The 22,741-nt window shown below is 64.4% G+C and carries 3 protein-coding genes; all 3 read left to right on the top strand.

Features of this window, described 5'->3' with window-relative positions:
- The first annotated feature begins 519 nt into the window (after positions 1-519).
- From JKA62_RS26305 to JKA62_RS26295, 3 genes are read left to right on the top strand one after another with little or no spacing between them, the layout of a single operon-like run.
- Positions 520-9,528, top strand: coding sequence for a non-ribosomal peptide synthetase (locus JKA62_RS26305; RefSeq protein ID WP_201820200.1), 9,009 nt, complete (start codon positions 520-522; stop codon positions 9,526-9,528).
- Positions 9,525-13,634, top strand: coding sequence for a non-ribosomal peptide synthetase (locus JKA62_RS26300; protein WP_201820197.1), 4,110 nt, complete (start codon positions 9,525-9,527; stop codon positions 13,632-13,634). Before JKA62_RS26305 ends, JKA62_RS26300 begins: the two co-directional genes overlap by 4 nt.
- On the top strand, positions 13,634-22,729 hold the full coding sequence (locus tag JKA62_RS26295) for an amino acid adenylation domain-containing protein (RefSeq protein ID WP_442962201.1): 9,096 nt from the start codon (positions 13,634-13,636) through the stop codon (positions 22,727-22,729). The genes JKA62_RS26300 and JKA62_RS26295 overlap by 1 nt, the downstream gene beginning before the upstream one ends.
- Positions 22,730-22,741 lie beyond the last annotated feature (12 nt).

Raw genomic sequence — 22,741 nt, 5'->3', positions numbered from 1 at the left:
GGAAACGTCCGATATTTATTTCGCAAATTTCCTACATTTTGTTTGCCTCCCTAACAAAAAACGTGGTTATTATCCGCCGGCGCTTCGGGTCACAAACCCGGCGCCAGAAGATTGCCGCGTGTCTACAGGCCCGGCAGTCGCAGCCGATCGGGACCACCCTGGCGCTGTCATCCCCGCGCAGGTTGTTCCTCGTCGTTGACCCTCAAATGGAAGTCGAGGTTTCAATTGGTCACGCGGTTTGCAATCGACGATGCAATGAACGGGGCGACCCCTGTCGCCAATGATCCGGCCCACTTTCCATCTGCCTGCGCCGACCGCGCTGCGGTGTTCTTCTCCAGCCTGTCTCCCCCCGAATTTCTGCGTGTGCCCGCGTTCAACGTGAGTCTGCACGCGCGCGCCGCGCCATCCTCCTGAATTCGAAAGACCGTGCCGGCACCTGATGCCGGGGCCTGACTGGCAGGAAGCGTGCTGACACCTGCCTGATCACAAAAATAATGTAGTCATGGACGGTAGCCTCCGATGTTCGACAACACTTCCTTGCGTGGGACGAATCCCGCGCAGCCCGACGTTTGCTCTTTGAAACCGTTCGATGCAGACCTGTGCGTGCACGGTCTGTTTGAAGCGCAGGTGCTGCGCACCCCCGAGGCCATCGCTGCGCGCTGGCAGCAGGAGGCAATCAGTTACCGTGAACTGAACACCCGCGCCAACCGGCTGGCCCATCACCTGCGCAAGCTCGGGGTCGGGCCGGACGTGCGGGTCGGGCTGTGTCTGGAGCGTTCGCTGGAAATGTTGGTCGGCGTGCTCGCGGTGCTCAAGGCTGGCGGTGCCTATGTGCCGCTGGACCCGGCCTATCCGCAGGCGCGGCTGGCGCACATGCTGGCCGACAGCGCACCGCCGGTGGTGCTGACCCACGGCCAGGCACGCGATATTTTGCGGGCGGCGCTCGAACCGTCAGCGACTGCACCGACGGTGCTGGACCTGGCCGACGCCCGTGATTGGGCTTCGCTCCCGGCAGACAACCTCGATCCTCACTCGATCGGCCTGACACCCCGTCACCTGGCTTACGTGATCTACACCTCCGGCTCCACCGGAACCCCGAAAGGCGTGATGGTCGAGCATCGCGGACTGGTCGCCGTGAGCGGCGACTGGGCCCGGCTCTATGGATTGGGCGAGCCGATCAAGCACCTGCAAATGGCCGGTTTTTCCTTCGATGTGTTCAGCGCGGACCTGATCCGTGCGCTGGGTTTTGGCGGTACGCTGGTGCTGTGCCCACGGGACACCCTGATGGACCCGCCGGCCCTGTATCGGCTGATCCGCGAGGCGCAGATTGGCTTTGCCGATTTCGTACCGGCGCTGCTCAATCCGCTGCTGGCGTGGGTCGAAGAGACCGGCCATGACTTGTCGTTCCTGCGCACCGTGGTCTGCGGCTCCGACATCTGGACCGCCCACAGCGCACGACAATTACGCAGGCTGTGTGGTGAGCAGGTGCAGATCGTCCAGGCCTACGGCGTGACCGAAGCGAGCATCGACAGCACCTGTTTCGAGTTCACCGAAAACAACCAGATCGACGCGGTGCTGCCCATCGGCCGGGCACTGTCCAACACCCGGATTTACCTGCTCGATGCTGACGGTAAACCGGTTGCCGAGGGTGTCGCGGGCGAGTTGTACATCGGCGGCGTCGGCGTGGCGCGCGGTTATCTGAACCTGCCGCAACTGACCGCCGAGCGTTTCATTGACAGCCCGTTCTTGGCGGGCGAACGCCTTTACCGCACCGGGGATCTGGCGCGTTACCGGGCCGACGGCCAACTGGAATTCCTCGGTCGCAACGATGCCCAGGCCAAATTGCGCGGCCTGCGTCTGGAACTGGGGGAAATCGAAACCCGGCTGGCGGACATCCCGGGCGTGCGGGAAAGCGTGGTGTTGCTGCGCCAGGACAGTCCCGGTGAACCGCGATTGGTCGCCTACTACTGCGAAAAACCAGACTCAACGCTGAGCCCGCGCTTACTGCGCGAACAGCTGCAAATCAGCTTGCCGGACTACATGGTGCCGACCGCCTTCGTGCGTCTCGACGCCTTGCCGCTGACCGCCAACGGCAAGGTTGATCGGCCCGGTTTACCAGCGCCGGACGTCGAGGCATTCGATCAGCAGGAATACCAGGCTCCCCAAGGCTCGCTGGAAACCGCGCTCGCCGCGATCTGGTCGGACGTGCTCGGCATCGAGCGGGTCGGGCGTCAGGATCAGTTCTTCGCCCTTGGCGGTCACTCGCTGCTGGTGATGCGGGTGCTGGCGCAGGTTCGCCACACGCTGGGGCTGGAAGTGGCGCCTTCGACCCTGTTTGCCGCGCCGGTTCTGGCGGCGTTCGCCGAACGGCTGCAAGCCAGTCAGGCTGCGGCTCGCCCGGCCATCACGGCCCTTGAACGCTCGGGCGCGCAAACGTTGTCGTCTGCCCAGCAGCGCCTGTGGTTTCTGGCGCAAATGGAAGGTGGCAACGCGGCGTATCACATGCCGTTGAACCTGCGTTTGCGCGGTTCGCTGGACGTGGCGGCACTCGAACGCAGCTTCAATCAACTGGTGGCGCGCCATGCTGCGCTGCGCACCACCTTCATCGCCGTTGAAGGGGAAGGGCGCCAACTGGTTTCGCCGCCTGCGCACAGCATCCGGCTGACGGTGACTGACGTGCAGGGGCACGATGCGCAAGAACGTCTGGCCCGCTTGATCGACGAGGAAGGCGCGAGACCGTTCTACCTGAGCCGGGGCCCGCTGATGCGGGTCAGCTTGCTGCGGCTGGCGGCGGATGACCATGTGTTGCTGCTGACCCAGCATCACATCATCTCCGACGGCTGGTCGATGGGCGTGCTCACCCGCGAGCTGGGGCAGCTGTACGCAGCGGCGTTGCAGGATCGCGACGATCCGCTGCCGCCGCTGCCCGTGCAGTACGTGGATTACGCCGTGTGGCAAAAGCAATGGCTGTCCGGCGACGTGCTGGAGCAGCAAAGCCGTTACTGGCGTGAAACCCTCACGGGCGCGCCGGTATTGCTGGAGTTGCCGACCGATCACAAGCGTCCGCCCGTGCAGGATTACCTCGGTGGCTTTGTTCCATTGGTCTTCGACGAAGCGTTGACCGCGCGATTGAAAGCCCTGGGCATGCAGCAAGGCACCACGCTGTTCATGACTCTGCTGGCCGGGTTTTCATTGCTGTTGTCGCGTCTGTCCGGGCAAAGCGACGTGGTGATCGGCGTGCCATCGGCCAACCGTCCGCAACAGGAACTGGAAGGGCTGATCGGTTTCTTCGTCAATACGTTGGCTCTGCGGATGACTCGATCAGGTACGCCGTCGGTGGCGCAATGGCTGCAACAGGCGCGGCGAGTGGCGCTGGAGGCTCAGGAACACCAGGACCTGCCGTTCGAGCAAGTGGTGGAATTGCTCAACCCGCCGCGCAGCCTGGCCCACAGTCCGCTGTTCCAGGTGCTGTTTGCCTGGGAGCAGGATCAGGATTCCGATCTGCTGCTGACCGGGCTCGACGTTACGCCGGTCGAGAGCAGCCATCACGTGGCCAAGTTCGATCTGCAACTGGCGCTCAGTGAGCGCGACGGGCAGATCGTCGGTGGTCTGGAATATGCCTCGGGCCTGTTCGAGCGCGGCACTGTCGAGCAGTTCGGCGAGTACCTGCGTCGGGTGCTGACGCAGATGGTCGAGGACAGCCAGCAGTCGCTGGCGAGGATCAAGCTGCTGAGCGCCGAGCAACATCAGCAGATCGTTCATGACTGGAACCGCACCGCGCGGGATACCGCGTCGTTGCCCGGTTGCGTGGCGCGCTTCGAAACCCTTGCCCGGCAAACGCCCGATGCCGTGGCGCTGCTCGCCGACCGTGAGCAACTGAGTTATGGCGAACTGAATCGTGCTGCCAACCGCCTCGCGCATCACCTGATCGAACAAGGCGTCGGCCCCGAGCATCGCGTCGGTCTGTGCATGGAGCGCTCGCCGCACATGGTCATCGGCCTGCTGGCGATCCTCAAGGCCGGCGCGGCGTACGTGCCGTTCGACCCGGCTTACCCGAGCGAGCGTCTGGCGTTCATGTTCAGCGATGCGGCGCCGACCTTGCTGCTGACGCAATCGAGCCTGATGGCCGGGCTGCCGGCCAACGAGGCGAAAATCTGCTGCCTGGACACCGGCGCAGCGCAATGGGCACAGCACCCGGCGGATGATCCGCACGTCACGGTGAGCCCGGAAAACCTCGGCTACGTGCTCTACACCTCCGGCTCCACCGGACGCCCGAAAGGCGTGGCCCACAGCTGTCGCGCGCTGGACAACCTGATTGCCTGGCAACTCGATCAAGCCGCAGCACCGCAGCGTGTGCTGCAATTCGCCTCGCTGAACTTCGACGTCTCGTTCCAGGAAATCTGCAGCACCCTCTGCCAGGGCGGCAGCCTGTTGCTGATGACCGAAGACAGCCGCAAGGACCTCGCCGCACTGCGCCCGACCCTGCTGGCCGAAGGCGTGCAGCGGGCGTTCCTGCCGTTCGCCGTATTGCAGCAACTCGCCGGCCTGACCGAGGCCGATGCGCCGATGCCGGCCGGCGGTTGCGAGATCATCACCGCCGGTGAAGCCCTGCAAATCAATGACGAACTGCGCGGTTTTGTCCGTGGGCTCGGCGGTGCGCAGTTGCATAACCAGTACGGGCCGACCGAAACCCATGTGGTCAGCCAGTTCAGCCTCGACTGCAACGACGCCGAGTCCTGGCCGGACGCGCCGCCCATTGGCCGTCCCATCGCCAATGCGCGGCTGTACGTGCTGGACGAGCATCTGAATCCGGTGCCGGTCGGCGTGGCGGGTGAGTTGTACATCGCCGGCGCCTGCCTGGCCCGTGGCTATCTGAATCGTCCGGACCTGACCGCCGAGCGCTTCCTGCCGGACCCGTTCAGCGCCGAGCCGGGCGCGCGGATGTACCGCAGCGGCGACCTCGCGAAATTCCTGGCCGACGGCAACGTGCAGTACCTGGGACGCATCGACCAACAGGTGAAACTGCGCGGCTTTCGCATCGAACTCGGTGAGATCGACAGCCTGTTGCATCAGCAACCCGGGGTTCAGGAAGCCGCCGTGTTGCTGCGTGAAGACGTGGCCGGGGACAAGCGCCTCGTGGCCTATGTGGTCGGCACCGCGACCAGCGAATCCCTGCGCGCCGAACTGCAACGCCAGTTGCCCGAACACATGATCCCGAGTGCCTGGGTCCGGCTCTCGCAACTGCCGCTGACCCGTAACGGCAAGCTCGACCGCCAGGCGCTGCCGGCACCGGAACGCAGCGCTGGCGCGACTTACGAAGCGCCGCGCAACGACATTGAACGGCAAATGGCCGAGATCTGGGCTGAAGTGCTCAAGTGCGAACGGGTCGGCATCCACGACAACTTCTTCGACCTCGGCGGCCACTCGCTGCTGGCGACGCGGATGATCTACGCGATCAACCAGCGCATGGGCGCGCAACTGTCCCTGAGCAGCCTGTTCCAGACCCCGGTGTTGCGGGATCTGGCGGCGCAGGTCTCGCGTGAAGAACAGAGCGTTGAACCGGCATTCCTCCAGATCGAGCCGGATCGCGGCAATCGACATGAACCGTTCCCTCTGACCGATATCCAGCAAGCCTACTGGTTCGGTCGCGAGGCCACGGTCAGCCTCGGCGGCGTCAGCGCTCACGGCTACGAAGAACTGCGCATTCCCGAATTCGACGCCGAGCGTTTCGAACAGGCCTTGAATCGCATGATCCAGCGCCACGACATGCTGCGCGTGGTGTTCCTCAGCGACGGCACGCAACAGGTGCTGGCGCAGGTACCGACCTATCGCATGCCCCGCAGCGACCTGCGCGGCTTGCCCGTCGAAGTGGCGCAACGCACGCTGGAAGCGACCCGCGAACGCCAGTCCCATCAGGTGCTGGACGCCAGTCGCTGGCCGCTGTTCGAGTTCAGCCTGTCGCTGCTCGATGACGGCATTACCCATTTGCACATCAGCCTCGACGCGCTGATCGTCGACGCCGCGAGCACGCAGATTCTCGCCCGCGAACTGATGGCGTTCTACGTCAATCCGAACCTGGAGCTGACAGAGCCAGGCCTGACTTTTCGCGACTATGTGCTGGCCGAACAGCAGTTGCGCAATGGCCGCCGCTACGAGCAGGCGCTGGGCTACTGGCGTGAGCGGGTGACCACGCTGGCCCCGGCGCCAGATCTGCCGCTGGTACGCCAACCCGAAAGCATTGCCAACCCGCACTTCACCCGCCGCGACCGCGACATGTCGGCGGCGCAGTGGGCGCAGCTCAAAGCCGTGGCCAAGCAGTTTGCGGTGACGCCGTCGGTGATGCTGCTGACCGCGTTCAGCGAAGTGCTGGCGCTGTGGAGCCGCACCCCGCGTTTCACCCTGAGTCTGCCGCTGTTCAACCGCATGCCGCTTCATCCCGATGTTGACGAAATCATCGGCGACTTCACCTCGCTGGTGCTGCTGGAAGTCGGCATCGACGGGACACAAACCTTCACCGACAAGGCCCGCGCAGTGCAGGCGCAACTGTGGCGCGACATCGACCATTCGGTGGTCAGCGGTGTGCGGGTGCTGCGCGAATTGTCCCAGGCCCGGGGCGTGCAGCAGACCGCGATGCCGATCGTGTTCAACAGCACGCTGTCGGAAGCGGCGCCGGAACTGGCCGAGTTCAACTTGGCCGATGCGTTGCACGCCAAACACATGCACAGCATCACCCAGACCCCGCAAGTGTGGCTCGACCACACGTTGCTGGAGCTGGAAGGACGCCTGTTGTTCAACTGGGACAGCATCGACGAACTGTTCCCGCAAGGCATGATCGAGCAGATGTTCGTCGCCTATAACACCCTGCTCGACAGCCTCTGCGAGCCGGCGGCCTGGGGCGCAAACACGCCACAACTGCTGCCGCAGGCGCGATTGCCGGCACCGGTCGACCATCAGCAAACGCTGCCGTTGATGCACGAACTGTTCGACCGTCGGGCCCTCGCCACACCGGACGCACTGGCGGTGATCGGCACGCGACAGCTGACGTACGCCCAGCTTCGCTTTGAGGCCCGGCAACTCGGTGCCCGATTGCAAGCGCAGGGTGTGCTGCCGAACCTCTTGGTGGCGGTGGTGATGGAGCGCGGCTGGGAGCAAGTGGTGGCGACCCTGGCGATTCTGTACGCCGGCGGCGCTTACCTGCCCATCGAGCCGACGCAACCGGCGGAACGGCTGCGGCATATTCTGGAGCGGGCCGAGGCGAGCCTGGTCCTGACCCAACCGGCGCTGCTCGACAGGATCGAATGGCCGGCGCAGGTCACGGCCATCGCGGTCACCGATGAAGTCTCGAACGATGAACTGCCACTGCAACCGGTGCAGGTGAACGAAAGTGACCTCGCTTACGTGATCTACACCTCCGGCTCCACCGGTCAGCCGAAAGGCGTGGTGATCGACCATCGCGGTGCGGTCAACACCTTGCTCGACATCAACCGGCGCTTTGCTGTCGGCCCGAACGACCGCGTATTGGCGATCTCGTCGCTGAGCTTCGACCTGTCGGTCTATGACTTCTTCGGCACGTTGGCGGTGGGCGCGACGGTGGTCATCCTCGAACCGCAACTGTCACTCGATCCGGCGCACTGGCTCGAATTGATCAAGCGTCACCAGGTCAGCCTGTGGAACTCGGTGCCGGCGCTGCTCGGCATGCTGGTCGAGTACGTGGAGGGCGAGGGCGGCGCGTTACCTGCCAGCCTGCGGGTGGCGATGCTGTCCGGCGACTGGATTCCCCTGACCTTGCCCGAGCGTGCCTGGGCCTTGCAGCCGGACTTGCAGTTGATCAGCCTGGGCGGCGCCACCGAAGCATCGATCTGGTCGATCTGCTATCCGGTGCAACAGGTCGATCCGGCCTGGCGCAGCATTCCCTACGGCAAGGCCCTCGATCATCAGCGCTTCTACGTGCTGGATGAAGCGCTGCAAGTGCGCCCGACCTGGGTCGCGGGTCAGCTGTACATCGGCGGTATCGGTCTGGCGAAAGGTTACTGGCGCGATGAAACACTCAGCGCGGGCAGCTTTTTTGACCATCCACTGACCGGCGAACGGCTGTATCGCACCGGCGACCTGGGCCGTTTGCTGCCCGACGGCAACATCGAATTCCTCGGTCGCGAAGACAATCAGGTCAAGGTCCAGGGCTATCGCATCGAGCTGGGTGAGATCGAAGCCGCCCTCAATCGCCATCCCGGCGTGCAGAGCGCGGTGGTGCGGATTCTTGGCAGCACGCTGGGCGAGAAGCGTCTGGCGGGTTACGTGCTCAAGGCCGATCCGGCGTTGCATGCCAGCGATTTCAGCGCCTACCTGAGCGACAAGCTGCCGGCCTACATGATTCCGCCGTCGTTCACCTTTGTTGAAGCCTGGCCGTTGTCGTCCAACGGCAAGGTCGACAAGAAACGCCTGCCGGAGCCTGAGCAAGTCGAGGAGCAAGGGCCGGCGCTGGAAGTCGACGGCCCGCAGGAACAGCGGCTGGTGGAAATCGTGCAGGACGTGCTCAAGCGCGAATCCATCGCCGCCAACGCCAACCTGCTGAACCTCGGCGCAACGTCGATCGATATCGTCCGGATCAGCAACGCGTTGTCCGGCGCGTTGCAGTTCCGCCCGCACGTGGCACAACTGCTGGCCCAACCGACGCTGCTGCATCTGCTTGGCATGTACCGCCAGAACCGGGCGCGTCAGGAATTGCTCGGCAACGTGCAGCAGGCTCCGGAGCCCGTGCAGGACATCATTGAGGATCCACAGCAGCGAGCGCAGTTCAAAGCCGAACAGCGCGGGCGCCGTGACTTCGCTCAAGCCTTGCCGGCAGTGGCACTGGATCTGCCGCAAGACCCGGCCTTCGCCCGGCGTTTGAGCGATTACCGCTCGGTGCGTCAATACGACCTGCAACCGATCGCCACCCAGGGCTTCGCGCACGTACTGGCGGCGCTGGCCCAGGGGCAACTCGACGGCGAGGTGAAATACCAGTTCCCGTCGGCGGGCGGGCTGTACCCGATTCAGGCCTACCTCTACGTCAAGCCGGATCGCGTGCTCGGCGTGCCCGGTGGCGCGTATTACTACGATCCCCGCCAGCATCGTTTGCTGGCGCTCCAGAGCGGAGCGCTCGACCCGGACACCTACGACTATTTCGTCAACCGACCGGTGTACGAGAACGCCGCGTTTTCGCTGTTCTTCATCGCCGACATGGCCGCGATTCGCCCGCTGTATGGCGAGCGCAGCCGCGACTTCTGCCACATCGAAAGCGGGGCGATGGCCCAGTTGCTGAGCATGACCGCCGTCGAGCACGGTCTGGGCCTGTGCGGCATCGGCTCGGTCGAGGAACAGCAACTGACGACGCTGTTCGACCTGGGGCCAAGCCATGAATTGATTTATTCGATGATCGGCGGGCTGCGCACAGCCGATGAACAACACCGCGCGTCGGTCGAGGCGTTTGCCATCGAGCCTGTGCCCGCCAGCCTGGACGACGAAGACATGGAGGAGTTCGAAGTATGAATGCCGATCAATTGCTGGCGTTGTTCGCTCGCCATGGCGTGGTGCTCGAAGTGGACGGTGACAGGCTGCGCTGCAAGGCGCCGCGCGGGTTTCTCACCGAAGAACTGACCCAGGCGCTCAAGCGTCACAAACAGGAACTGATCGCCTTGCTCGGCGGGCACGATGACGCGGTAATTCCGCGCCGTGCTGGCGCGCACGGGTCCTGGCCGTTGTCGTTCTCGCAGCGGCAACTGTGGTTTCTCGATCAATTGGAACCCGGCAACCCGTTCTACAACGTGCCCACGGCGGTAACGCTCAAAGGGCAGTTGAACGTCGCGCAGCTGGAACGAGCGCTGAACCAACTGGTGGCCCGCCACGAAGTCCTGCGCACGACGTTTGGCAGCGTGGACGGAGAACCGCGTCAGGTGGTGCATCCGTCGATGCCGCTGTCGTTGTCGGTGACGGATCTGCGCCAGTTGCCTGGCGACGAGCGTGAGCAGCAAGTGCGATTTGCCGTCGAACAGGACGCACGGGCGCCATTCGATCTGGCCACCGGCCCATTGTTGCGGGCGTCGTTACTGCGCGTGGCTGACGATGAATACCTGTGGCTGTACAGCGTGCATCACATCATCGCCGACGGCTGGTCGATGGGCGTGATCCTGCACGAAGTCGCCACGTTGTACGGCGATTATCTGCGTGGTGAAACCCCGACGCTTGCGCCGTTGCCGGTGCAATACGCCGACTACGCCTGCTGGCAGCAGCGCATCGGCGGTGCGGCGCTGGACGCTCAGCTCGATTACTGGCGTCGCACCCTGGACGACGCGCCGCTGTTGTCGACCCTGCCTGCCGACCGGCCGCGACCGCTGGTGCAGCGTTATGTCGGCGCCACGTTCAGTTCCTCCGTCGATGGCGACACTTTGCGTGAACTCACGGCGCTGGCCCGGCAGACCCAGGGCACGCTGTTCAACGTGCTGCTCGGTGCTTTAGCGGTGCTGCTGTGGCGCCACAGCGGTCAGCAGGACTTGTGCGTCGGCACGCCGTTCGCCAACCGCAATCGTCCGGAAGTCGAGCCGCTGATCGGCCATTTCGTCAATACGTTGGTGCTGCGCCAGCGCCTGAATCCGCAGCAAACCTTCGCCGAGCTGCTGCGCGAGGTGCGGGGTCAGATGCTCGACGTCCACGCCCATCAGGACGTGCCATTCGACCGCGTGGTCGAGGCCGTCAACCCGCAGCGCGATCCCGGCCATTCGCCGTTGTTCCAGGTGATGCTGGTGTTGCAGAACACACCGGGCAACGCGGTGCAGATGCCCGGCCTGGAACTGGCGCCGTACGGCACCAGCAGTGCCACGGCCAAGTTCGATCTGGCGTTCGAGTGGGTCGAGCGGGCAGGGCGGCTGGACTTGCTGGTGGAATACAACACGGACCTCTACGACGTTGCGACCATTGAACGCCTGAGCGGGCACTACCGCCACCTGCTCGAACAGATCGCCGCCGACGCCAAGCAACCGATCAATGCCTTGCCGCTGATGAATGAGGCCGAGCGACAGCAGGTGCTGGTCGACTTCAACCGCGCCGCGCCGCTGACGCAAGCGGCGCCCTGCGTGCATCAACTGGTCGAAGCGCAGGTCGCGAGCAATCCTCAGGCCTGCGCGGTGATATTTGAAGGCCAGTCGCTGAGCTATGCCGAGCTCAATGCACGGGCCAACCGACTGGCGCGGCATTTGCGCACCTTGGGCGTCGGTCCGGACGTGCGCGTGGCGGTGTGCATCGAGCGTTCGCTGGAATTGCCAGTGGCGCTGCTGGCGGTGCTCAAGGCCGGCGGCGCCTACGTGCCGCTGGACCCGGACTATCCGCTGGGACGCCTGAGTCATATGCTCGGCGACAGCACGCCGGCGGTGCTGCTGACCCTTGGCTCGGCGCACGGAATCTTGCGTCAGGCCGTGCAAGGCTCGACCTGGGAAGCGCCGATCCTCGACCTCGAAAAAGATGCGGGGAACTGGGCGTCGTTGCCGGCGGACAATCTCGATCCGCGCAATGTCGGCGTTACCCCTGACCATCTCGCCTATGTCATCTACACCTCCGGCACCACCGGCTTGCCCAAGGGCGCGATGGTCGCCCACCGTGGCTTGAGCAATCTGCTGTTGTGGTGTTTGCAGGTCTGCGGCGAGGCGGGGGCGATGTTGCACAAGATCCCGTTCGGTTTCGATGCTTCGGCATGGGAGACCTTCTGGCCGCTGGCAACCGGCGGGCGGCTGGTGATCGCACGGCCCGGCGGCCATTACGAACCGGCGTACCTGGCCCGCGAGGTGCGCGAGCAACAGGTCACGGCGCTGGTGTTCGTGCCAGCGATGTTGCAGCTGTTTCTGGAGGTCGACGAGGTCAGCCAATGTGTGTCGCTGACCGATGTGTTCAGCGGCGGCGGTGAACTGCCGCCGGCTCTGGCCCGGCGCTTCCAGGAGCGTCTGCCCCGTGCGCGGCTGCACAATGTCTACGGCCCGACCGAAACCACGGTGATCAACAGCATCTGGACCCTGGAGCCCGGCGCCGAGGTGCCGGCCCGGCAATTGCCGATCGGCCGGCCGATTGCCAACAACCGCTTTTATGTTCTTGATGACCGCGACCAGCCGGTGCCGGTGGGCGTGACCGGGCATCTGCACATTGGTGGTGTGGGTGTGGCCCGGGGTTATCTGGGGCTGGCGCAACTGAGTGCCGAGCGCTTTATCGACAATCCGTTCGTGGCAGGTGATCGGCTCTATCGCAGTGGCGATCTGGCGCGCTACCGCCCGGACGGTCAGCTGGAATTTCTCGGTCGCAACGACTTTCAGGTCAAGTTGCGTGGCGTGCGCCTGGAACTGGGCGAAATCGAAGCCCGGCTCGAAGCGTTTCCCGGCATCCGCAGCGCCGTGGTGTTGATGGTCGGCGAAGCGGCACAGGATCAGCGGCTGGTGGCCTGCTGTGTGGTGGCCGAACCCGTTGACGAAGCAGCGGTGCACGCCCATCTGGCGACAACCCTGCCCAGAGCCGTAATCCCCGGCAGCTATCTGTGGCTCGACGCGCTGCCGCTGACTGCCAATGGCAAGGTTGATCGCACTGCGCTGACGGCATTGGCGGACGAAGAATTGGTCAATCGTCAGGTCAACCTGAGCAGCCCGCGCGATCACATCGAACTGGCGCTGTATCAGATCTGGAAAAGCCTGTTGCTGGCGCCGCAGATCGGCATTCGCGACAACTTCTTCAATGTCGGCGGCACCTCCATCGCTGCTATCAAAATGGCCCACGAGATCAGCCAGCAGTTCGCGGTCGAAGTGCCGGTGCGCGTGGTGCTCAGCTACCCGACCATCGAGGCGCTGGGCGGCTGGCTGCGGGTCGGGGCCAACCCGGCGTTGGCACAGAGCAGCCTGATCGAATTCCGGCGCGGCAGCGGCCAGCACAACGTGGTGTGCATTCACCCGGCGGGCGGTACGGCGTTCTGTTACCTGTCGCTGGCCAAGGTGCTGCCGGATGCAACTGGCGTCTACGGGGTGCAATCGCCGGGGTTGAATCCGGGGGAGAGCACCGAGCCGACGGTCGAAGCGATGGCCGAGGCCTACTTGCGCCAGATCGAACCGCTGACGCGGCAACCTTTGATCCTCACCGGGCTGTCGTTCGGTGGTCTGGTGGCCTATGAAATGGCGCAGCGGTTGACGGCGGCCGGGCATCGTCAGGTGACCGTGGTGCTGCTCGACACTCAGGGCAGCGACGATCCGGGTTTCCGCGAGCAGATCGGCACCGTGGACATGGCCGAGTTCCGCGACAAGCTGGTGCGCTTCAATGGCATGTACCCCGGCATCGAAGACGCCCAGGTCGAACGCTACTTCAACATCTACAACCACAACCGGCTGGCCATGGCCGCCTATGAGTGCGCGCCGCGCGCCGGTCGCGTGGTGCTGATTCAGGCCCGGGAAGATTTCAGCCGCCATCAGTTGCATGAACTGCGTGGCTTCTGGCGGCGCCGCGCGGGTAGCGGCTATCTGGCGAAACTGGTCAGCGGCGGGCACTGGGACATGCTCGAAAGCGCGGAAATCCACCGGGTCTCGCAAATCGTCCGTCAGGAGCTGCAACGCTTCGACGCGCAGGAGGCGAAATGATGAGTGCGTCCAAAGACATGCCGTTGCTCGCACGTTTTGCCGAGCAAGTGGCGCGTAATCCGCAAGCCCCGGCGGTGATCGATCAATCGCTCACGTTGACTTACGCGCAACTGGCCAGCGCCAGCGAACGCATCGCCCGAGGACTGCTGGCGCGTGGCGTCGAGCCCGGTCAGTCGCTGGCGTTGTGCATGCCGCGTTCATGGCAATGGTTGGCGGCAATTCTTGGCGCGTTGAAAGTCGGCGCGGTGGTGGTGCCGCTGGATCGCGCCAGCCCACGCAAACGCCGGGAACTGATGCTGGCGGATGCGGCGTGTGTCGGCCTGATTACCCTGGACGAAGAACCGCTGTGGTCGCCGTCACTGTGGCAAACCAGTGTCGAGGCCTTGCTCGATCAGCCGGACGCTCCAGCGCAAACGCTGGCCGAAGATTTTGCCGAGGTGATGTTCCTGTTCTACACCTCGGGCACCACCGGCACGCCGAAAGCGGTCGAGGTGGGCGAGCGCGGCTTGCTGCGGCTGGCGCACACCAACGGCTATATCGAGATTCGCCCGACGGACCGGTTTGCCTGCCTGTCCAACCCGGCGTTCGATGCGTGCAGTTTCGAACTGTGGGCGCCGCTGCTCAACGGCGGTTGCTGCGTGATGATCGCCGATGAGGACGTGCTGGATGCGCGGCGTCTGGCCGAGGTGCTGGAGCGGACCCAGGTCGACAATCTGTTCATGACGGTATCGCTGTTCAACACTTTGATTGCCGAGTGGCCCTCGTGCTTTTCCAGCGTGCGTCAGGTGCTGATCGGCGGTGAGCAGATCAGCGCTGCCGCCGTGCGCGGATGGTATCGGGCCAATCCTGAGAGCCGCTGCCGGATTTTCAATGTTTACGGCCCCACCGAGTGCACCACGTTTGCCCTGTGCTGGCCGATCAGCCGCGACTTTGCCGCTGACTCGGCGCCCATTGGCCGACCGTTGCCGGACACTGGCGTGTTGGTGCTGGATGAGCAGCAACGGCCGGTACCGGCAGGCGAGGTCGGCGAGCTGTATTTGAGTGGCAGCGGTGTCGCCCGTGGCTATCGCAACCGGCCCGAAGAAACCGCCCGCCAGTTCGTCCGTTTGCCCGACCTCGACGGTGGCGCGCAGGTGCATTACCGCACCGGCGATCTGGTGCGGCGCAATGCCGAAGGCTTGATCGAGTACCTGGGGCGCGTCGACCGGCAGGTGAAAATTCGTGGTTTCCGGATCGAGCCGGGGGAGGTGGAGCAACGGATGCTGGAGTATCCGGGCGTGGCGCAGGTGTTCGTCTGTACCCGGCGCCAGGCGGCTGAAGATCATCAGCTGCTGGCGTTCATCGTGCCTCGCGGGGATCTGGACTATCTCGCCTTCGAAAACCATCTGCGGGCACAACTGGCGCCGTATATGCGGCCGCATCAGTTGTTTCTGCTGGAGCGCTTGCCGCTGACGGCCAATGGCAAGATCGACCGCGACGGGTTGCTGGCGCAGGGGTTGAGTCCGTGGCATCCAGTCCTGGCGGTTACGGATAACGAAAGCGTTTCGCCGGCGCTGGAATGGTTGTTGAGTCAGGCCCGTTCCCTGCTCGGCCAACCGGCCCTGAGTGCGCAGGATGACTGGCTGGGCAGTGGCGGCGATTCGCTCAAGGCCATGCGCCTGCGTTCGGCGATCCGTGTCCGCTGGCAGCGCGAGATCGCGATCAACACGTTGCTCAACGAGTCGTTCTTGTCGTTGGCCTCACAACTGACCGGTGAAACGAACCGCGAGTCGATCTACCCACCTGCGCCTCCGATCAGCAGCGCCCAGCGCCTGCCGGCCACCGCCGAACAGCGACGGCTGTGGCTGTTGCAACAACGTTCGCCGACCTCGACCGCCTACAGCGTGCCGCTGATTCTGCATCTGGCGGCGGGCGTCGATGTCGCGGCGCTGACTGAGGCGGTAGGTCGTCTCGTGCAGCGCCATCCGGGGTTGCGCACGGCTTTTGCACCCGGTAGCGATGTCCTTGATCAGGTAATCGCCGACCAGGGTCCGGCCTGCCGCACCTTCGCGGTCGGGCATTTCACCGAGGACAACTGGCAGGCCTTCGCCGAGCTGGTGTTCGCCGCGCCGTTCGACCTGACGACGCCGAACCTGTTTCAGGCCTGGCTGTTGCCGTTTGCCGACGGCAGCTGCCGGCTGTTGCTGAACCTGCATCACATCATCGTCGATGGCTGGTCGGTGAACCTGTTGTTCGACGATCTGGCGCAGCTTTACACCGATGTCCTGCAAGGCGACGACAGTCCGCAGCGCGCCACCCGATTGACGACGCTGGAGTTTGGCCAGTGGCAGCGCCAGTGGAGCGTCGATCCGCATTACCGCGACCAGCGCCGCGCACTCGCCGAGTTGCATCGCCGTCAAGAAGAACCGTCGCCTGCATTGATGCCAATGCGCGAAATCAGCCCGGACGCCCGGTTGCACCGCGAGTCCTTGGGCACAGTGCGCAGCGCCGCCCTCGAACGCTTTTGCACGCAACAACGGCTGACCCGCTTCGAAGTGCTGTTCAGTGTCTTCGCCTGGAGCCTGTACGCCCTGACCGGGAGCGACCGGCCACGGATCGCCAGCCCGGTGTCCAACCGGCCGCTGGCGGAGTTCGAAGACACCGTTGGCATGTTTGCCAACACCGTGCTGATCCCCACCGTCGTTGAAAACGCATTGCCCCTGAGCGAGCAATTGCGCAAACAGACTGCCACCGTGCGTGAAGTGCTGGCGTTGCAGGACGTGGCGCTGGCGGATCTGGTGGAAGACCTGCGGCTGTCGTCGAGCCCGTTGCTGTTCGATTTCATGTTCGTGCTGGAAAACACCGATTACGCGGCGCTGACCGATTCCAGTCTGCGCGCCACGCTGGAGTTCAACGAGCAGTTGCACGCCAAGTGCCCGCTGACGTTGTTGATGGTGGGCAGCGGTTCGCAGCTGGAATGCTGGTGGGAATATCAGTGCAGCTATTTCGATGCCGAACAGATGCGGGCGTTGAACGCGCTGTTCCGCCGGGGTCTGGATCTGTTGCTGGAAAACCCGACGGCCAATCTCAACGATTTGCTCGGTCCGTATCGACGCAGCCTGCCACCGGCCAGCGAAGGTCCGCAGGTTGTGCTGCCGTTCAACACACTGGCGGACGGGTTCGAGCATCAAGTGCTTTGCACGCCGGAGGCGGTCGCGCTGGTTCAAGGCCAGCACTGTCTCACCTACAGCGAGCTGAATGCGCTGGCCGATGCTCTGGCGGCCTCCCTGATCGAGCGCCATCCGTTGCCGACCGGGAACGCGCCGTTGCATGTCGTGCTGTTTCTCGATGCCTCGGTGGAGCACATCGTCGCCTTGCTGGCGCTGGCCAAACTCAACCTGACGGCCGTGCCGCTGGACCCTGCTTACCCGGTGGCGATCCAGCGTCAGGTGCTGGAGCAGGCGCAGCCGCTGTGTGTGCTGTTCAGCGACGCCACCAAGGCTGTACTGGATGACCTGAACGCCGGACGATTCGCCACCCATCGGGTTGATCTGCGCGCCGATGCCGGAACATTCGAACGTCCACGCCACGCCGGCGAACGGCCGTTGTACACGCTGTTCACTTCCGGATCGACCGGCACGCCCAAAGGTGTGCAAGTGTCGGAACGCACCCTGTGCAACCTGCTGCAATGGCAGCGCACCGAGGGGCAGTTGCCGGCGAAAGCGGTGACCCTGCAGTTCTCGATGCTGTCGTTCGATGTGTCGTTCCAGGAGATTTTCAGCACCCTGTGTGGCGGCGGTTGTTATCACCTGATCACGCCGCGCTGGCGTCAGGATGCCGAGGCGTTGCTGGATTACATGGTCGAGGCGCGAATCGAGCGCCTGTTCCTGCCGTACGTGGCCTTGCAGCATCTGGCGCAAACCGCCGTGACCAGGGGAATTTACCCGTCGGCGTTGCGCGAGGTGATCACGGCCGGCGAGCAACTGCTTTGCACCGAGGCACTGCGCAACTGGTTCGGCGGCATGCCGTACGCCTCGTTGTTCAACCACTATGGCCCGACCGAAACCCACGTGGTCAGCGCCTTGCGCCTGCCGCCGGTGGCGCGGGACTGGCCGTTGCGCGCGCCGATCGGCCATGCCGTGGGCAATGCGCGGTTGCTGCTGGTCGATGAGCACGACCGCCCGGTACCGATCGGCAGTCGTGGCTATCTGCTGGTGGCCGGGCCGATGGTTGCCCGTTGCTATCTGGCTGATCCTGCGCTGAACGCCGCGCGGTTTGTCGAGCTGGCGGACGGCTGTTTGTACTACCGCACCGGCGATCTGGCGTGGGCCGATGCCCAGGGCTGCCTGCATTATCTGGGGCGTGACGATCAGCAGATCAAACTCAGCGGCCATCGGCTGGAGCTGGGGCAGATCGAGGCGGCGCTGATGCAGGTGCCGGAAGTGGTCAACGCGGTGGTGGCGGTGCAGGCCGATCCACCCCGGTTGATCGCCTGGCTGCAACTCGAAGGCGAACCTCCAACGTCGCAAGCGCTGGATCGTCAGGTCGCGCGGCGGCTGCCGGCCCATGTGCGAATCGATGAATACCGACGGATCAACCGCTGGCCACGCACCCCCAGCGGCAAGATCGACCGCAAGGCTTTGCCGAATCTGGGCGAGGCTTTGGAGCGGCGCAGCACGCCAGCAACGGCTGTTCAATTGAGCGCACTGGAACGGCAACTCAGCGAGTTGTTCCAGGCCGTGATCGGCCGTGACATCGAGCCGGAACAGACCTTCTTCGAGGCCGGCGCCACCAGCCTCGGCCTCATGCGTTTGCATGGCCGTTACGCCGAAGAGCTGCCGCACAAGTTGACAATGGCCGACCTGTTCGAACACGTCACGGTACGGCGTCTGGCGGCGCATCTGTCGACGGCGCCGGTCGCAGCCGTGGAGCGTGTCCGGCAAACCGATGCAGGTCACCAGCCGATGGCGATCATCGGCATGTCGGTGAATGTGGCCGGAGCGCAGAACCTGTCCGAGTTCTGGGCGATGGTGCAAGGCAATGGGTTGGGCATCGAGCACTTTGCCGCCGAAGAGGGCTTGGTCGGCGCCCGCAGTCAACTGGCGGGCATGCTCGATTTCGATCCCGAGTACTTCGGCATCAGCCGCCAGGAAGCGCGGCTGATGGACCCGCAACAGCGGCATCTGCTGATGGCCTGCGTGCAGGCTCTGCAACACGCGGCCATCGTTCCGTCGGCGGAGGGCCCGCGCATCGGTCTGATCGCCAGTTGCGGCGAAACCACGTACTTCCAGCAAATGCTGCGCGAAACCGCCGACGACGATTTGCCGGACGGCTTCCAACTGGCGCTGCATCACGACAAGGATTTTCTGGCGACCAAAGCCGCGTATCACCTGGACCTCAACGGCCCGGCCCTGAGCGTGCAGGCCGCTTGCGGCAGCTCGCTGATCGCCGTGCACCTGGCCAGTTCGATGCTGCGTCAGGGCGACAGCGACGTGATGCTCGCGGCCGGGGTGCTGATCGATCCGACTCTGACCGAGGGCTATCGGCACCGCTCGCAGCACATCTTCTCTGCCGATGGTCTGTGTCGTCCATTCAGCGACGACGCCAGCGGCACCCTCGGTGCCAGTGGCTACGGGGTGGTGGTGCTCAAACCGCTGGCCAAGGCGCGGGCCGATGGTGACCGGATCTATGCGTTGGTCGAAGGTTCGGCGTTGAACAACGATGGCCGGGCCAAGATGAGTTACACCGCGCCGTCGGTGGCCGGGCAGAGCGCAGTCATCCGTGATGCTTTGAGCCGGGCCGGGTTGACCGGTGCCGACATCGGCTACATCGAGGCCCACGGCACCGGCACCTTGCTCGGCGATCCGATCGAAGTCGCGGCGTTGACCAAGGCTTTCGGTGACGCACCTGCCGGCCATTGCGCACTGGCTTCGGTAAAAAGCCAGATCGGTCATCTGGGCGCGGCGGCGGGGGTGGTCGGGCTGATTCGTGCCAGTCTCGCGGTGTTCCATGGCGTGCTGCCGCCGAACCTCGGTTTTGGCCGGATCAACCCGCAGATCGATCTGCAGCATTCGCCGTTCTACGTGCCGACCACGTCCCGGCCATGGCCGCAAGGGCGGCGGCGACTGGCCGGTGTCAGCAGTTTCGGGATTGGCGGAACCAATGCGCATGTCATCGTTGGTGCTGCGCCCACGGCGCAGGAGGGGGACGAGGAAACGCTGCCACTGCTGATGATTTCGGCTCACAGCCGAGCGGAGTTGCTGCGCGATATCGCGGTAATTCGCGAATATCTGCAAACCAATCCGGAACAGCACACCGCATTGCTGCGGTACTTGCAGTCAGGTCGCCGGCAGTTGCGCTGGCGCTTCGCGATGATCTGCCGGTCGGGTGACGACATTCCGTTGCAGCCGACAGCGATCAAGGAAGTCGGGGTCTCAAGCGCGCAGTTGATCGCCCGTGATCAATCGCCGCAGGATTTGCTGGACGCCTGGTACGAAGGCGTGAATATCCAGTGGCCGCAACGCTCGGCACCGCCGCCGTGGGATTTGCCGCCGTCATCGTTCGAACTTCAGACCTATCGTTTCCAGACCCCTGTGGCTGCTGAACCTGAAGCGCCAGCCCTTGCGCGACAACCGCTGGCGGACTGGTTTCACCAACGACAATGGGTGCGCACCCGGCGCCTGAGCGCGACAGCGACGGCGCAATCCCGTGAGGTGCTGATTCTGTGCAGCCATGAAACGCCGGAATCGACGTTGCTGACGAGCTTGAACGCCGTGTACCGACGCGTGATTCAGGTGCGCGCCGGTAATGGCTTCAAGCGCTTGAGCCCGGACCGTTTCGAACTTGATCCGCTGGACACTGAAGCCCTGAACCGTTTGCTCGCCGAAGTTGCAGAACCCGACCTTGGCGAACTCGACTGGCTGCATGCCTTGCCGCTGGCGGTGTCGGGCGAGGTCAATGAGCAATCGCTGGATCTGGCGCAGTGGGCCTGTCTGGATACGGTCAGTGCATTGATGCAGGCCTGGGGGCAGACCCCGCGCATGACACGGCTGCGGTTGTGGTTGATGTCGTGGCAGGCGTGCCCGGTAGACGGCGAAGTTCAGCGCCCCGAACTGGCAGCGCTGGCCGGCATCACCGAAGTGGTGCCGCAGGAATACCCGGTGCGTTGTCACTGGCTGGACTGGCCATCGTCGCGCCTCGAAATGCGCGCCGGCGAGTTGGCAGCGTTGCTTGCCAATCCGGCCTCACTGCCTCGGCGAATGGCGGTGCGCGACGGATACCTGTGGCAGCCACGCTTGCTGCCTCAGCCATTGACCGGCCCAGCAACGCCATCAGGACTTCTGCCGGAAGACGGTACGTTCCTGGTGCTGGGCGGCAGCGGCGGCATCGGCCGGACCTTGTGCCAACACCTGTTGCAGGCACCTGCACGCCGGGTGGTGCTGATCTCGCGTCAGGGGCAATTGCCCGCGTCGCTGGCGGCGTACGCGTCGCGGATCGACTGCATCAAAGCGGACATCGCCGACCTGCCGTGCTGGCCGCAGATCCTCGATCAACTGGCCGTGCGTTACGGTCGCCTTAGCGGCGTGATTCATGCGGCGGGCGTCGGAGCGGGCAGCTTGATTCGCCACCGCGATGCCCGGCAAATGGCCGAGGCGATGGCCGCCAAGACTCGCGGCATGCTGGCAGTCGAAGCCTTGATCGAGCACCTGACGCCGGGTTTTGTCCTCTATTGCTCGTCGATGTCGGCACTGTTCGGCGGCGCCGGGCATCTGGATTACGCGGCGGCCAGCGGGGTACTCGATGGCTTCACCCACTATCGCCCGAACCCCGCCGACACATGCCTGCGCCTGGGGATCAACTGGGACATCTGGCGCGACATCGGCATGGCCACTACCAGCAACGGCGGAGACGCCGCGCATCTGGAGCATCTGACGGTCGGACTGTCAGCCGAAGAGGGTTGCCGAGTGTTCGATCTGGCGATGGCGACGCAGTTGCCGCAGCTGTTGATTTCCACCACCGGCATCGAAACGGCGCGGCAGTTTTATCCGGTTCGCCATGGTGCCGTGGCCGCAACGGTAGAGGCGCCGAAGGGCGTGGATTTGTCGGCGCGCTTGCGTGAGTGCCTGTGCAAGTGGCTCGGTGTGGCCGAGCTGGAAGATGACGACTCGCTGTACGACCTGGGCGCGGATTCGCTGACGCTGCTCGACCTGATCGACGAGCTGCAAGCGGCCACCGGTGAGGTGTTCCAGCTGTCGCAATTCAGCCACAAGGTCAGCCTGAACGAGGTGCTGGGGCTGGTATCGATCGCCACTGTTGAAGACACGCCCAGCGCTGCGCCGCTCGGCTGGCACGACGCGGTGCGGATCGATCAATGGCATGCCGGTGCCGGCCGCGACTGGCTGTACCTGATCCACCCGGTGGGCGGCGATGTTCAGGCCTATCGGGAATTGGTCTCGGCGCTGCCGGCGGAACTGGGCGTGTGCGTGATCGCCGACCCGGCGCTGCGCCTGCCGCAGTTGCCGAACATCAGCGTGGAGGAACGTGCACGCTGGTATCTGGCGGCGATCAAGGAGCATCTTCCGCACGGCAGCACTTGGCGCCTTGCAGGGTGGTCCTTCGGAGCATGGGTGGCGCAAGCACTGTGTCATCAGGCCCAGGCTGAGGGCTTCAGGCAACCGTTGTTGTACCTGATCGACCCGCCCGCGCCGGATGCCGGTGCGGAACTGGCCGGCATTGATGAGCAGACCATCGAGCAGGTGTTCCAGCGCGAGTTTGCCCAGCGCTGGCCGGCGGTCGAAGGGAAGGGCATGGGCGAAGAACGCCAAGCGTATCTGCAGCGGCTGACGGTGTGCTGCCGCAACAACATGACCAGCATGATCGACTTCCAGCCGCCAGCATTGGCGACCATAGTGGTGCGGCTGTTCAGCGCCGGGCACGCCAATCCTTACGGGCTGGGCAACGCATGGAACCCGGACGACCTGCAACGCAACTGGCAGGCCTTGCTGCCGCAGTTGCGCAGTTGGCAAACCCTGGACACCGATCACTACGGCATCGTGGCGGGCCGCTGGGCGCGGTTGCTGGCCGAAGTCATCGGTACGGATGAGCCATCGCCATGAGTGAGCCGATCT

It is taken from the genome of Pseudomonas sp. B7, from assembly GCF_016735645.1.
Taxonomy (GTDB): Bacteria; Pseudomonadota; Gammaproteobacteria; order Pseudomonadales; family Pseudomonadaceae; genus Aquipseudomonas; species Aquipseudomonas glycinae.
The sequence above is the reverse complement of the archived record's forward strand: the minus strand, read 5'-3'. Positions and strand labels throughout refer to the sequence as shown.